The sequence below is a fragment of the Bacteroides sp. MSB163 genome (assembly GCF_036416795.1).
Taxonomy (GTDB): Bacteria; Bacteroidota; Bacteroidia; order Bacteroidales; family Bacteroidaceae; genus Bacteroides; species Bacteroides maternus.
Map to the genome: position 1 here is coordinate 5,796,369 of NZ_CP143867.1, position 14,680 is coordinate 5,811,048.

Below are 14,680 nucleotides of genomic sequence, written 5' to 3' on the forward strand. Positions count from 1 at the left end.
TATCACTTTATCACATTACCACGTTAAACAATTATCTCTTAAACATCCGCGCCATATCGCGTTTATCATCTTTCTCTTTCAACGCTTCGCGCTTGTCGTATTGCTTTTTACCTTTAGCAAGGGCCACCACTACTTTGGCAAGCCCTTTTTCATTAATAAACATACGAACGGGAACCATTGTAAAACCGGGGTCTTTTGCTCCACGTGCCAGTTTATCAAGTTCTTTTTTAGTAAGTAAGAGTTTGCGCTCCCTGCGTGCCGAATGGTTATTATACGAACCGTAGAAGTATTCGGAAATATGCATATTCTTCACCCACAACTCGCCATTGGCAAAGTAACAGAAGGTATCCACAAGGCTTGCTTTACCCATGCGGATCGATTTAATTTCCGTACCCGTGAGCACAATGCCCGCGGTATAAGTGTCTACCAATTCGTAATCGAATGTAGCGCGCTTATTTTTTATATTAACAGGAGCTTGTTTCATGATTTCAAACGTTAATTAAGCACCATCGTCAGCTTGTTGAATACCAATTGGATGAGCATAGGACAGGCAATCAGTAGGATGGAAGAAATGATTGTAAACCGTAACCGGTCTTTTTCTTCTACTTTCATCAACGTGGAAGCCCCCTCCCACACCACATACACAATATAGAACTGCAACAGCAATCCGATGATATTAAAGTCCGGCAATATGCCGATAATAATCTGGAGCAAGAAAAGAACAACCAGCGCATAGCCCGCAAACTGTTGCGTCAACGGCATGTCACTGTCCATCATAAACATTTTAACGCGCATCCCATTTATGAGATACGCCGCCAAGAAATATCCTCCAAAGAGGGATACTGCCGCCGCGCAACATTGCGTCATGGCATATTGAAAACTCTCGGGACCGCCCCATCCCTTCGCCAGCAAAGAACCGATGAAGACGGACAATCCACATAAACCAATCATAGGATAGACAAAAGCAGTAAATACTTTTCGCCTATCCTCTTCCAAACGAATTTCCTCCCAGGCCTTGGCCGGAGAGGAAATCAGTAACATTGCTATATGGAATAATGCTTTATAATCCAAATTATTTAATTGTATATTCCCACACTTGTTCAGTAGCTCCTTCCAAAGAATTCTTCGAAGTATTAACCTGACCTACCAACTTAATCTTAGTCGGCTTTTGTTTCGCTTTAGATTGAAATGCATACAGTGCAGAAGTTAATGGATATGCCTTAATCGTGGAAGTATATGCATCGCGTTTAACCTCCTCCTCACTTGTTTCTGTAATTACATGATTAAGAGTCAAAACAAGTTCTTCATCTCCCTCCTTAATACTTTCTAAATCATAAGTAAGTACAAAAGCATGTTTTGCTAACTCTTCTTTTTGCTTTTCATCGCCAGTTACCTGTTTTACCCAATATACAGGTCTTACATACAAATATTCATTATCAAAGATAACAGCCGGATCTATATTCACACTCCCTGTCGAGGAAGATACAATACCGGAAAAAGCGTATAAAGCCGAGTTTGCTTTGGTAGATTCAGAAATACCGGTTGGTCCTTCAGAGCTCTTTGCATTTAAGGCAATCGGTTCAATGCCGTTCCAAACTGTTACATTTATAGAAGGTGCATCAACTGATTGTTCTTCCGTATTAAATTGGAAATATAGCATATAAAGTTCTCCTACATTAAAAGACGCTGTAGAGGAACCTGATAAAACTAATTTTTGTCCATTAATAGTCTGAAAAGTGGGAGGATAGAAATTCACACACTTAACAGGAAAAGCATCACTATATATAGGATCACTTTCGCTATTTAAGCATGAAGATAAAGAAACACCCATTATTAAGGTAAGGGCAACCATCCAGATTTTTAATTTAGCCATTTTCATTGTTCTATAAATATTAGAGTTTGCAAATTTAGATAAAAGAATCGAGTTGCATAGCACTCTCCTCGTTTTTTCATTGTTTTTAAGAGTAAATGAAATATTAATCTAAATACTGCACCCCTGCCTCCTATTTAACATCAATTCACAAACAGCGTAACATCAGAGAAAGGAAAAAGTGTAGTAACCAAACAGTGTACTTGTGGCGAACATCTTCCCAACAGCAGATAAATAGCAATAAAGTTAAAGTAAAACATTACTTTGCCTTAACCTTTTTATCACTATGCCTTATTCTAATCTTTGTTTTCCAATTGCGGGCTGTTCAGCCCACAATTGGAAAACGGATAGCCCACAGATGGAAACCAACGGGCCCATAATTGGGGGATAGAGTTTTAGTTTAGACCTAACCACATTTTAAATTAAGGGTATGTACTTTTAGGAGTAAAGGAAAAGAGATCTTTCTTCAGTCATTTACGGATAAATCCTAAGGAAGAAAGGGAGAAAATACGATTTTGAGAGGAAAAAGCCCTACATTAGAGATAATAAGACCCAAAAATGCTGCTTTTTCACACAAAATACCTCTATTCAACATTTATCGAATTATCAACTGTCAGACAAGAAGATAAGTCTTTTTTTTGTAAATATTCTACAAAAAGTGGTGTAGATAAACTGTTTATCTACACCACTTTTCAGCTTACCTACACATGCCTCCCCCTCCCATCAGCAAAGGGTTTCAGTCACATGGATGTAGGTGTGCAGACAAGATTGTCAAAAAACTCTCTTGTCAGACGATTTTAGCAAACAGTTCCAGATGTTCATCTACATAACTGGCTACCATAGCTGTGATTCCTTCCTCTTTCTCCAAAAATTCTTCTTCCAGTTCGTCGAAAGCTTCATATTGCTCGTACATAGCCATAAATTCATCATCTGTACGTTCCCGTTCCAAATCTTCACGATGGGCATCATAAATCTTTTTAGCTCTATATACCAGTTTGCCGAAATCTTCTGCTCCCCACAGACGCATCACTTTAGCAAACGGATTGGCAAAAATATAACCACCATACCCATTCTGTATCAACTGGCAGAAGCCACCATCCATTACTTCATCACGGAATATCCGGTAAGCAAGCAAAGTGTGCTGCTCACCTGTCAGCAACGGCATGGATTCAGCGGTTAGTTCACCACCTATCACTTCTTTATATCTATCGGTAAATACCTGAATAAAAGTATCCATTCCCTCGCCTGCGGCTTTGCGCAAGGCGGCATCAGTAATTTCTATCATAGTCTTCTTATATGTTAAAGTGATTTTTTAAGTAATCTTCCTTTCTGCGTTAAACGATATTTCTGCAAGCGGCTATTCGGCTTATCAGGTATTGTCATTTCGATAACTTCCGAATCTAAAGCTGCTTTTAAATAAAGCAGACGAAAATTCTCTCTATCAGAGAGTTGCAATTTCTCCTGCAACTCTTGTCTATTCATTTCTTTATCCAATACTCTTATCAGTTCCCTCACTTGCGGGGTGACTTGCGGGGTGACTTGCGGGGTGACTTTTTCCGTACTAGGAAATATCATCCGCAAAAAGTTTTCCGTGAACTTAAAACATTCCTTTCCATAACTTTTTAAAATACGAGGAACACCGGAACCTAAATGCTCAACCAAATCCAAGTCTCTAAAAACACGCATTAATTCTTTATTGCGAGGCACAGAGTAGCCTTCAAAGAATTCCTTTTCGGTTATGCCCTGCGGTAAACTACCGAATGAGGTGATTTCAATTCTGTCATCAAAAAATTCAAACTTTGGCGGTATTTCCGAAGTATAATCATTGTGAACCATTGCATTTATTACGGCCTCGCGCAAAGCTACAGGGTTCCAAAGCTTTTTCTCTTCACGTTCTTTAGGAGTAATTTTAGCTAATGTCTTATTCTCTACACCTATTTTATCTAACACTTGCTTCGTAGCTTTTATTAATGAGCAATAGCCATATTCGTTATTTTCAATCAAGTCCACCCTATCAAGGCCATCGTACTTTGCTACTTTTACAGAAATCCCATTAACATCAGACAGCAAGTAAGCTACATAATTATAACCACCATCTTCTGTAAGTAATTCAAGATTAGACGCAAAATGCTGATTTAAAGTCTTATTGGCTCCTTCATAGTATATTTTAAGCTGTTCAAATGTAAGATTCTGATTGGAAGATCTGATCTTGCCTATAGAATTACAAGTTCGTTTCGCAAAAAGGGACTCGATCATTCTCACCGGCATAGGCTCGGCAGCAGTCCCAACGCGAATGAATGTACCCTTTTCTGACATTCCAAGTTTTTTAATGTAATAGGGTTTCTCTGTTCCACTCGCAAAAGTTATTTTAATTACATCCTTAGAATCAATATTTGCTACAGCCACATCAAACAATCCCATGCAAGAAGGCATAATATTATTCTTCAGACGATCTTTTATTCTTAACATATCTCCATCGATGTCATCAACACCAATAGGAGTTCCAGTTTTATGAACACCAATATATATCACTCCCCCCTCAAGATAATTTAAAAAAGCTACAGCTTCTTTTTCTAAATCATCTGTAAGATACTGCTTATATTCAGTACGATTGGTTTCTGATGTCATATCACTTTCATCTTAAACATTACTATCTTTGCGATCTTAATGCCCACAAAGATAGTAATATTTAGATGTAGTATGAAAAGTGTCCCTACAATTTCCGCAGAATTCCTTTATCTCCCACAACGAAGTAAGTATTCTTATCAATCAGCAATGCACGACCACGTTTCTTCTTGCGATTCTCTTTATTATCCACATTGACACCTATCACTTTACCATCATAAAAAGTAGAAATATCCTTAAAGATGGTATGCCCTACGATAATGTGTTTGGCTTTATAGCGTTCCATCACCATTTGCAGGCTGTCCTGTGCCATTGGATGATACTTGGCATCTGTACGCACAAGACCACGATACCAGATAGGACCATCGTTACCATACAGAAATGCGGTCAATGGAGAAAGAGCCCTGCGTTCTTTCTTATTCATGAAAAGGGCTTTGCTCATTTCTTCGTTCACGGTAGGAATGCTTAAATTATGATCATAAAAATTCTTGCCTAATCCGGCATGAACATAAAGGTCGCTGCCAATGGTCTGCATCGTATTGCGAGTTCCTAACCATTTACCCAATTCCGTATCGGGTCCAAAAAGTTTAGGGTAATCCATATTCAATTTCTGTGCCAGCACTTTATATTTATCTTTCGTATAACGCAAGTCATTGGCCAATACCAACGGCTCATGATTCCCTAACAGGAAAGAAACCGTTCCACCCGCTTTTGCAGCCTCATCTTCCAACTTATAAAACAGCCAGAATATTTGCGATACATCTTTTCCACGATCGAAAATATCACCGATAACCATCAGGTGATTATTACCAAAGCTCCAATTATAGTTTTTATCGATAACCTCATTGCCCTGCAATAAGCTAATAACACAATCCAACCTACCGTGCGGGTCGGACATAACAAACACTTTCTCCGGTTGCCGATATTGCCAATCGGGACGTTTCACAGGATGCAATTTCACATCAAACGGAAACCGCCCCTTATGATCTACCACATGCAAGGTAAAATCTTCGAGTAGCGCAACATAAGTCCTATCGGTAATCTTCCCTTTCTTATCGACACTGATCACACGCGTTTTACCATCAGGCTGATAAAGCACATACGGGCCATCAGCCGATAACTCTTCTTTTTTCTCTTTGTCTTTCTTCTTACCGTCTGAATCAAAAGTTCCGGCACTCAGGCCGGAACTGATGAACATTAGAGTAAATGCGATAAGAAAGTACTTCGTGAAACTTGTCTTACTCGTCATATATCATTTATTAAAATTACCTTCCACCATATCCAGGATTCTGTTCCATATTAGGATTGGCATCCATTTCCTTCTTGGGGATAGGAAGTACAATCATATAGAAATTCCAGTCATAGGTCATATACTTCGTATCATGTTTGGTTTTACTCAGATTACTGTCTTTTACATCCTTACGCTCTACTGTCAATCCATTTCTGATAACGTCATACATGCGGTGTCCTTCGGCAACCAGTTCTTTACGGCGTTCGTTCAGCACTCTCTCCAAAGTAATAGTCTGTCCCACCACAGTGTTATCCGGATTAGCACGCTTCACAATCGGATCGAGATACTTAACAGCAGCATCATTATCATTCTCCTTCACAGCTGCTTCGGCTGCATTCAGATAAGCCTCGGAAAGACGAATCAGCGGGATGTTGGCATCTTCAATATTCTCTTCACTCTGCGGCTGGTACTTATTTACATACGCATAGTATTTCTTATCGAAGCTCAGCAGCTTAAGACGTATATCCTTCGGGTCTTCCTTCAGGAACTGATAGAAAGAGCAAGTGATACACATATCATCGTAACCGTCATAAGAGTTGAGATACCCCATACTTTCTTTACCCGGACTGTCAGTAGTGAGATTTACGATTTCGAACAATACTTCGCCTGGTTTAGAGGCTGAAGCATCTTCTCCCCAAGCCGTGGGGTAATCTTCATTGGTCCACAAAGCGTATTTATTCTTTTCAGCTCCTGTAATAGCATCGCTCGCCATTTTTAAAGCATTGGCATTTTCACCCTTGTAGAGATACACACGACTGAGAAGTACCATTGCACCCCATTTATTTATTTTACCCTTATTGAATTTTTCGCCCAATAAAGAAATACTTTGAGTAAGATCATCGATTATCTTCGTATAGCATTGAGCTACTGTGTTACGTGTCGGCTTGCTATCAATCGTGGACAGCCCTTCTATAATAGGTACACCCAGCGATGCCCCGTTATCTTTCAGATACGGATAACCGAAAATACGGGTCAGATCGAACAATGCCAGACCACGGATGGCCAGTGCCTCTCCTTTCAGATCATCCCGATACGCCTTGTCTTCTTCATCAATAGCCAGTTTATCAATGTTCATCAAAATCAGATTACAATTCTGAATGATAGAATAAAGATAAGACCAATGACTGGAAGGGTTATCATCCTTGGTAAAATTAAAACGGTAATAGTTGGCCACACGCTTAGTAGAGCTAACAGCCTGCATATCATCACCCGTCACATCTCCATAATATACCAGGCGCCCGGAGTAAGCATCCGAACTCTGCATCGTACTGTAGATACCGTTCAGAGTAAACTCAACATCCGACAATATCTTAATACTGGTTTCAGTATCTACCGAAGTGGAAGGTTCCAAATCCAACCAGCTGTTCCCGCAAGAAGTAGCGATGAACAACATGGAACTGATAAATAAATATTTTAATGGTTTCATAATATATCGTTTTTATCGGGTTAGAAATTTACATTAATACCAAAAGTTACAGTCTTCAAAGGAGGAGTTCCCCAGATGGCAGTACCGCCACTCACCGCTTCCGGATCATAAAAGTCATATGCCGCCCATGTCCAGAGGTTATTGGCCGATGCATACAAACGTACGTTCTCGATACCGATTTTCTGTGTCCAGTCCTTCGGAACGGTGAAGCCGAATGTCAGCGTCTTCAAGCGGATAAAGTCAGTGCTGTGCAGACGGCGGGTAGTCGTTACTTTATTCATTGCTACAGAAGGTTTCTCGTAGAATAACTCATACTTTGTAACATCTCCCGGCTTCTTCCAACTGTCTTTATAGTAAGACGGAATGTTAGCTTCCAGGTCATTACCACCATGCTCGGTTTTCTGTGCCCAGTTGTCGTAAGAATAACCACCAAACTGATAAGAGAACATAAAGTTCAGATCGAACCATTTATAGCGCAACGTATTTGATAAACCGCCTATAGCATTCGGCTCTGCATGTTTATCAAGCACAATAGCATGAGCTTTATTGATTTCTTCGGTGATGTCTTTAATGTAATTTCCATTTTCGTCCACATCATTCGTATAGAATTGGGGAGCACCGGTTTCCGGATTGATACCTGCAAATTCAATCATATAGAAAGTACGGTATGATTTTCCTACTTTACGAATCTGAGAACCACTCTTAATTTCCGTCTGCATACCATCCAGAGTTACAATCTTATTCTTGTTATGCGAAATATTGAATGTTGTATTCCATGAGAAATCCTTAGTCTGAATGTTAGTTGAGCTGATTTCCAACTCCACACCTTTATTCTTCACTTCACCGATATTCATCAGGTAACTGCCAAAACCGGTGGTCATAGAAATAGGACGGTCCATCAACAGGTTCTTGGTGGTACGGGTATAATACTCCAAAGTAACGTTAATACGGTTCCACAAGGCGAAGTCCAAACCCAGATTCAGATTATAGTTAGTCTCCCACTGCAAGTCGTCATTCCGCAGCTGCGACTGAATGATGCCCGGTTGTTCCAGATAACCGTTAGTCAGGCTGCTCAATCCCATATATCCGAAGTAATCGGAAGGAAGGGTACCATTCACACCATAAGACGCGCGTATTTTTAAATCAGTCAACCAATCTTTAGTTGGAGACATGAATTCTTCCTCAATAATACGCCAAGCACCGGATAAAGACCAGAAATTACCCCAACGGTTATCTCTTTGGAAACGGGAACTACCATCCGTACGGAAACTGCCGCCTAAATAGTATTTGTTCTTATAATCATAGTTCAAACGCATCAAGTAAGAAACCATACGTGTCCGGGTATCATTACCACCGACCGATTCCGTCTTCATACCGTTACTGATTTGATTTCTATCGTGAGTTGCAAAGTTAGTGGCATATCCTGACAGATAATCCCGGTATTGATCATCTATTTCGTAACCTACCAGTGCATCAATATGATGATCCTCAGCAATTGTAGTTTTATAACTCAACTGATTGGCCCATACCATTTTATTGTATTCATAATACTTCTTGCTCATGCCACCGTTGATATCATCACCGTTGGAAGTACGCGGATCACTCCAGTCTTTACCTTTCGTAATTACATAGTCATAACTGAAAGTAGACTTAAACTTCAGGTCCTTGATAAATTCATATTCACCATAGATGGTGTTGAACGTACGGGTCACATATTCGCGTTGATAATCGTAAGTTGCCGACAACAACGGGTTACGGTCACCAATACGGATCAAGTCACGATTCCAACTACCGTCTTCATTATATATAGGATCAGAAGGTACCACAGCATTACGTGAGGTGTAGAAAGGGGAAGAATAAGAAGTACCTTCACTATATACGTCCTGGTTAACCGTAGCAAACAAGACATTGGCTCCCAATTTCAGTTTGCTGGTAGCTTGAAAATCCACATTCAAGCGTCCGCTGATACGTTCCAGACCTGAGTTGATGGCAATACCGTCTTGCTTCAGATAAGAAAGTGAAGAGTAATACTTGAACCGATCCGTTCCTCCTGAAAGAGAAGCTTCATAAGACTGGTGATTTCCTTTCTTGAACAGAACATCATCCCAATCCGTATATCCACACCAGGGAACCGGAGCATAGTCATCAATTTTCCCATCGGCATAAGCCATTGCATCAACTTCACTCTTACCTTTCTTTATCTGTCCGGCTACCAAACCGTCATAGATATACTGACGACGCTCTTCTCCACCCATAATCGGACGATAATCCATGGCAAAATCAGAACTACCCCAATCGGCCTTCAATGAAATGGATGGCTTTCCCGCCTTACCTTTCTTCGTCGTAATCAGCACGACACCATTTGCGGCACGCGAACCGTAAAGTGAAGCGGCAGCAGCATCTTTTATCACCGTAACGCTTTCAATATCAGAGCTATTAATGGTAGACATAATATCAAGACCGGCATCCGAACTCATTGTATTAATGGTACCTGAGCGCATCGGCACTCCATCTATGACATAAAGGGGCGAGTTACTGGCATTGAAAGAACCCATACCACGGATTCTCAATGAAGAAGACGCACCCGGCTGACCAGAGGAAGAAGTGAACTGCACGCCCGGCGCATTGCCTTGAAGCAGGTCTTTAAAAGAAATAGCCGGAACGTCCTTTAAAGTTTCTCCCTTTACACTGGCAGCAGAACCGGCATAAGCAGATTTCTTGAAAGTACCGTAACCAGTGACTACCACTTCTTCCATCAGGTTATTATCTGGCACCATCTCCACTTTAACCGTCCTTGCAGAAGTTACCTTGATCTCCTGGCGGATATAGCCGATATAGGAGACAACCAAAGTAACCGGAAGGTGATCTACATCAAGAGAAAAATGACCATCCAGGTCGGTGGTGCAACCGTTAGTAGTGCCTTTCACTATCACATTGGCTCCAATTACAGCCTCACCCGTTTCATCTACAACGGTTCCATTTACTTTAGTCTTTTGCTGGGGAGCAGCTACAGCTTCAACTTTAGAAACCGATTTGATAGCAATGACTCCATCATGAACCGTATAAGTCAGTCCACTGCCTTTCAGGCATTTTTCCAGTACATCAGCTATTTTTTCATGGTTTACAATCAAGTTTGCTACTTTCACCTTTTTCACATCTTCAGTGCTATACACAAACGTGAAATCTGTTTGTCGCTGAACTTCCCACAATACTTCGCCAAGAGTGGCATTCTTAAAGGTTGCAGTGACAGTGGTTTGTGCAAATACGGTATTGGCAGCCTGCATAAAACCGGTAACTGTGAAACAAAAAAACAGCAACGTTATCCATAAACGTCTACTACTTCTTTCAGCTTGATTCTTGTGTCCTTTCTTGCTCATAGTAATCATTTTTTGGTTAATTATAGAATGTTATTGTATTACCTTCGATTTTCACATGCACTTCTTCCGTCTTTTCCAGCAACTTGACGAAAGGAGTTATCTCTTCATAACGGTTCAGGTTACAACCGAAACGTATATTCTTAAGTCCTTCATTTTCATAAATCACATTCATGTCATACCAACGGGAAAGTATCTTCATGATATCTTCCAGACGCTGGTCCTTAAAATTGATCTTTCCCTTTACCCATGAAGTATAGAACGAAGTATCCACCGTTCGCACCTGTATGGAATTGCCACCCGAAACAATGGTGGCCTGTTGAGACGGTTTCAGAACAAGGCTTTCACCTTTTTCGGCACTGACCCTTACCGAACCGTTGACCAAAGTTGTCTGATATTCTTCATTGAGATAAGCGGAGATATTGAAGGTTGTGCCCAATACTTCAACTTGCATACCATTGACGTTTACAATAAAAGGCTGCCCGGTTTTGCTCACTTCAAAATATGCTTCGCCTTGCAGTTCTACTTCTCTTTTACCCGTAGTAAAAGCAACCGGAAAACGGAGGCTGCTCATTGAGTTCAAATGAACCTTTGTCCCGTCACTCAGCACCAACGCATACTCACCGCCACGCGGAATTTCCACCTTATTATATACAGGTTTTACCTGAACGGATGTGGTTTGTGCCAGTTGATAATTCAAAGTAGTCGAATCTACCTGAATATGTGTCCCTTCTATCTTCTGCAAAGCATCTGCCGTTTCTTTATCCAAATTGATTGTTTCTCCATTATCTAAAGTCAATATCGCTTTGGCAGCCCCCGGCAATATGGGCTGAGCAATCAGTACGGACTTATCAGAAGAATGACCATGATCAGTATACTTCAGTGTAATGCCTACCAAAAAGACAGGGACTAAAACAGCGGCGGCATAACGGAGTATTTTCATCATTCGTTCCCGGTTATTGCTTTTCCTAATACGCTTTTGTACTTCCAGCCAGCCGGTTGCGACATCAAATGACACACCTTTCTCCACATGTTTCTTAAGATTCTCTTTACTGCATATTTTCTGGAAGAGAGCTTCGTGGGCAGAATCTTCCTTTCGCCAACTCTCCAATTGAGCGCTCTCTTCAGGAGTGATTTCACCGGATAAGTGCCTGGCTATAATATTAGCTATATAAAAATCCTGTTTTATCATAAATTGAACTTTTTTCGTTGTCTTTTATTATAAAACAGGAGTAATTAAAATCATGGTGAATCAAAAAGCACTTTTTTTTTAATAAACCGGAATTTAGCTTATTTTTGTCACTTAAACTCAATACATAAATCTTATGCCGATATTCTTCATTATTCTTATCACTGTATACCTTGGCGGAAACACCTATATATTTTACAGGGGTGCGCAAGCGTTATCCGGTCTTCCCGGTGGATTTAAAATATCATTGGCCATCTTGTTCTGGCTCGCGACTTTATCCATCGTAGGAACTATGCTAACCCGCAATATAAAAATGCCGGTTTTCTTATCCCATACCATGTATGAAGTAGGAACCGGCTGGCTGATATTCACTTTATACATGGTTTTGTTCCTGCTCGCGTTTGATCTGCTGAAACTCTACCGTGTCCCCGTCAACTACGGTTTCATCCTCTCTCTTATATTCACGGTCGTCTTATTAGGATATGGATACTATAATTACCATCATCCTAAGACAAATACAATCAACATCGCCCTCGACAAACCTTTAGCCGGTGACGCAAAACCGATTAAGATAGTTGCCGTAAGCGATCTGCATTTGGGTAATGGAACTGGGAAAACAGCCTTGAAACGGTATGTAAAAATGATTAATGAACAAAATCCCGATTTGATATTGATCGCAGGAGATTTAATTGATAACAGCGTAGTACCTCTTTACACTGAAAAGATGATGGAGGAACTGTCGGAATTAAAAGTTCCGCTGGGTGTTTATATGGTTCCCGGAAATCACGAATATATCAGTGGTATTAAGGCAAGCGCCCGATTCATACAAGATACCCCCATACAGTTGCTGCGCGATTCAGTAGTAACGCTTCCCAACGGCATACAGCTGATAGGACGCGACGACCGGTCGAACACAGCCCGCCGCTCCTTGCAAGAGTTGATGGCCGGGATAGATAAAAGTAAACCCATCATCTTGCTGGATCATCAGCCGTATAAACTAACCGAAAGTGAGGCAGCCGGTGTAGATTTACAGTTCAGCGGACATACACACCGTGGACAAGTATGGCCCATGAGTTGGGTGACAGACTATATCTATGAACAAAGCCATGGCTATCGGCAGTGGGGAAACAGCCACATATACGTCTCCAGCGGATTATCTCTTTGGGGACCGCCTTTCAGAATAGGAACGGAAAGTGATATGGCCGTATTCTATTTATCGACGAAAAAATAAAAGCTTCTCAAAGCCCGAACCGTATCCGCTCCGTACCTGCTCCGTATCATCTCCGTATCTATACGAACGGACTTGGTACGGACTTAGTACGGACTTGGTACGGAGATGACACGGAGATGGTATGGAGATAATACAGACCGGCTACGGAAAAAAAACTGAAACTACGTTTATTTTTAACCGGCCGCTTACAAATAGAAGAGAATAAGGAAATAGTAATAGTCTTTCAGATATATACGAAGCTTTTTATAGGCAATCTTTTTAAGGGTATGTACCGTTTCAACGGATACATTTAGGTACTCAGCTATTTCTCCATTCTTTTTTCCTTCCATGGCCAATCGCATGATAGCCCGCATCTGACCGGGAAGCTTATCAATGGCATCCGTCAGCATCCGATAAGTTTCTTCTTCGACTACTGCATCATGGAAAAAAGAATCTTTCCTTTTCTCAATTACTTTCTGAGCATATTCAAATACCACTTTAGAATGTTCCAGTTCATTGAGAGCCTTATTACGTACAGCAGTATAAAGGAAAGATTTAACCTGGTGCAAATAAAAAAAATCTTCTCTGATCTGCCACAACTTAGCAAAAGAATCCTGCACAATATCTGCAGAGACTTCCTCATTCTCGGTATATTGATTTGCAAACAAACAAAGCGCCACATAATATTTATCAAAAACATTATGGAACTCCCGTTCATCAAGCCTAATACTAATAAATGTATGAGAAGTTTCTGTAACCACCAGCTTTTTATTTTCTCTATTCTAATGCGAAAATAGGAAAAATTTATTAAAAAATGACACAGTAAGACCTAAACTTCCACATAGAAAAAGAATTTATCGACATTCATTGCTCAGAAAACGCATACTTTTGTCCCACTCAGAATATAAATCATAAAACCATGAAAAGAAACTACGCACTTCTATTTATCATTCTTTTATGTGCAGTCTTTACACAAGCCCAAACTACTCCCGCCTTTCCCGGTGCTGAGGGATTGGCCCATTACACCACTACCGGAGGACGCGGCGGAGACGTTTATCACGTCACAAATCTGAATGACAGTGGAAGCGGCTCACTACGCGAAGGTCTCAAAAAAGGTAACCACACGATTGTGTTCGATGTATCCGGTACCATCAGCCTGCTCGGCACCCTTGAAATTAAGAATGCTAATATCACTATTGCCACCCGGTGATGGCATCTGTCTGAAAAATTACTCAGTGGCAGTGAAGGCCGATAATGTTATCATCCGTTTTATCCGCTGCCGTATGGGCGACAAGAAAAAGACGGAAGATGATGCTTTGTGGGGACGCAACCATCATAACATCATCATCGACCATTGCACCATGAGCTGGAGTACCGACGAATGTTCTTATCGACATTTATGATTTATCGGGACGAATCATAACCTCACATCAAAGTCTTGACGAACAGGCCGAATACGCTCTTACCGAACCTGCCGTCATCAAGATTTATTCCGGAGGGAAAAAGTACAGTTTCAAAAGTCCCCGTTAATTTTATTGTAATGTGGAGATTGCAATACACAGAACCACTGTCTCTTATTATCTATTTTTATAAAAAAAGTCAGATAACTCGATTTGCATAAATAAAGAAAAGGAGTAACTTTGCGAGCGATTTTAGAAAGAGGATTACGTTTTTTAATTTATATAACTTAAAAAA

11 protein-coding genes and 1 pseudogene are annotated in these 14,680 nt (G+C 40.6%); 2 read left to right on the plus strand and 10 right to left on the minus strand.

What is annotated here, in order from left to right; translation table 11 throughout:
- Window positions 1-31: 31 nt before the first annotated feature.
- The 9 genes from smpB to VYM24_RS22910 form a co-directional block, all read right to left on the minus strand.
- Window positions 32-484 carry an SsrA-binding protein gene (gene smpB / locus VYM24_RS22870; RefSeq protein WP_007664142.1) on the minus strand — a complete coding sequence of 151 codons (453 nt, stop codon included), beginning with the start codon at window positions 482-484 and terminating at the stop codon, window positions 32-34.
- Between the two features lie 11 nt (window positions 485-495).
- Window positions 496-1,041 (minus strand): Yip1 family protein, encoded by a 546-nt coding sequence (locus VYM24_RS22875; protein WP_330941001.1) that lies wholly within the window; start codon window positions 1,039-1,041, stop codon window positions 496-498.
- Between the two features lie 31 nt (window positions 1,042-1,072).
- Complete coding sequence (locus tag VYM24_RS22880; RefSeq protein WP_299092255.1) at window positions 1,073-1,879, minus strand: hypothetical protein; 807 nt, start codon at window positions 1,877-1,879, stop codon at window positions 1,073-1,075.
- A 778-nt stretch (window positions 1,880-2,657) separates the two neighbouring features.
- Window positions 2,658-3,155 (minus strand): DMP19 family protein, encoded by a 498-nt coding sequence (locus VYM24_RS22885; RefSeq protein ID WP_291552215.1) that lies wholly within the window; start codon window positions 3,153-3,155, stop codon window positions 2,658-2,660.
- 14 nt (window positions 3,156-3,169) lie between these two features.
- On the minus strand, window positions 3,170-4,498 hold the full coding sequence (locus tag VYM24_RS22890; protein WP_291552212.1) for a Fic family protein: 1,329 nt from the start codon (window positions 4,496-4,498) through the stop codon (window positions 3,170-3,172).
- A gap of 85 nt (window positions 4,499-4,583) precedes the next feature.
- Window positions 4,584-5,744, minus strand: a complete 1,161-nt coding sequence (locus VYM24_RS22895; RefSeq protein WP_330941002.1) for a metallophosphoesterase — start codon at window positions 5,742-5,744, stop codon at window positions 4,584-4,586.
- A 16-nt stretch (window positions 5,745-5,760) separates the two neighbouring features.
- Entirely contained in the window at window positions 5,761-7,212 is a 1,452-nt protein-coding gene (locus tag VYM24_RS22900; RefSeq protein ID WP_291552207.1) for a RagB/SusD family nutrient uptake outer membrane protein, read from the minus strand.
- Between the two features lie 20 nt (window positions 7,213-7,232).
- Window positions 7,233-10,589 carry a TonB-dependent receptor gene (locus tag VYM24_RS22905; RefSeq protein ID WP_291552204.1) on the minus strand — a complete coding sequence of 1,119 codons (3,357 nt, stop codon included), beginning with the start codon at window positions 10,587-10,589 and terminating at the stop codon, window positions 7,233-7,235.
- Window positions 10,590-10,605: 16 nt separating this feature from the next.
- Window positions 10,606-11,778 carry a FecR family protein gene (locus VYM24_RS22910; protein ID WP_299092247.1) on the minus strand — a complete coding sequence of 391 codons (1,173 nt, stop codon included), beginning with the start codon at window positions 11,776-11,778 and terminating at the stop codon, window positions 10,606-10,608.
- Window positions 11,779-11,911: 133 nt separating this feature from the next.
- Between VYM24_RS22910 and VYM24_RS22915 the strand changes: the two genes are divergently transcribed.
- On the plus strand, window positions 11,912-13,006 hold the full coding sequence (locus VYM24_RS22915) for a metallophosphoesterase (protein WP_291552200.1): 1,095 nt from the start codon (window positions 11,912-11,914) through the stop codon (window positions 13,004-13,006).
- A gap of 185 nt (window positions 13,007-13,191) precedes the next feature.
- Here the strand turns inward: VYM24_RS22915 and VYM24_RS22920 are convergent, their stop codons facing one another.
- Complete coding sequence (locus VYM24_RS22920; RefSeq protein WP_291552198.1) at window positions 13,192-13,746, minus strand: RNA polymerase sigma-70 factor; 555 nt, start codon at window positions 13,744-13,746, stop codon at window positions 13,192-13,194.
- Window positions 13,747-13,904: 158 nt separating this feature from the next.
- Here VYM24_RS22920 and VYM24_RS22925 point away from each other — a divergent pair.
- Window positions 13,905-14,373 (plus strand): annotated as a pseudogene (locus tag VYM24_RS22925) (pectate lyase); the annotation flags it as partial.
- Window positions 14,374-14,680 lie beyond the last annotated feature (307 nt).

Coding starts and splice junctions, on each gene's coding strand:
- VYM24_RS22915 (WP_291552200.1), top strand. CDS start 11,912: ATGCCGATATTCTTCATTATTCTTATCACTGTATACCTTGGCGGAAAC.
- VYM24_RS22905 (WP_291552204.1), bottom strand. CDS start 10,589: ATGAGCAAGAAAGGACACAAGAATCAAGCTGAAAGAAGTAGTAGACGT.
- VYM24_RS22885 (WP_291552215.1), bottom strand. CDS start 3,155: ATGATAGAAATTACTGATGCCGCCTTGCGCAAAGCCGCAGGCGAGGGA.
- VYM24_RS22875 (WP_330941001.1), bottom strand. CDS start 1,041: ATGTTACTGATTTCCTCTCCGGCCAAGGCCTGGGAGGAAATTCGTTTG.
- smpB (WP_007664142.1), bottom strand. CDS start 484: ATGAAACAAGCTCCTGTTAATATAAAAAATAAGCGCGCTACATTCGAT.
- VYM24_RS22900 (WP_291552207.1), bottom strand. CDS start 7,212: ATGAAACCATTAAAATATTTATTTATCAGTTCCATGTTGTTCATCGCT.
- VYM24_RS22895 (WP_330941002.1), bottom strand. CDS start 5,744: ATGACGAGTAAGACAAGTTTCACGAAGTACTTTCTTATCGCATTTACT.
- VYM24_RS22910 (WP_299092247.1), bottom strand. CDS start 11,778: ATGATAAAACAGGATTTTTATATAGCTAATATTATAGCCAGGCACTTA.
- VYM24_RS22890 (WP_291552212.1), bottom strand. CDS start 4,498: ATGACATCAGAAACCAATCGTACTGAATATAAGCAGTATCTTACAGAT.
- VYM24_RS22880 (WP_299092255.1), bottom strand. CDS start 1,879: ATGAAAATGGCTAAATTAAAAATCTGGATGGTTGCCCTTACCTTAATA.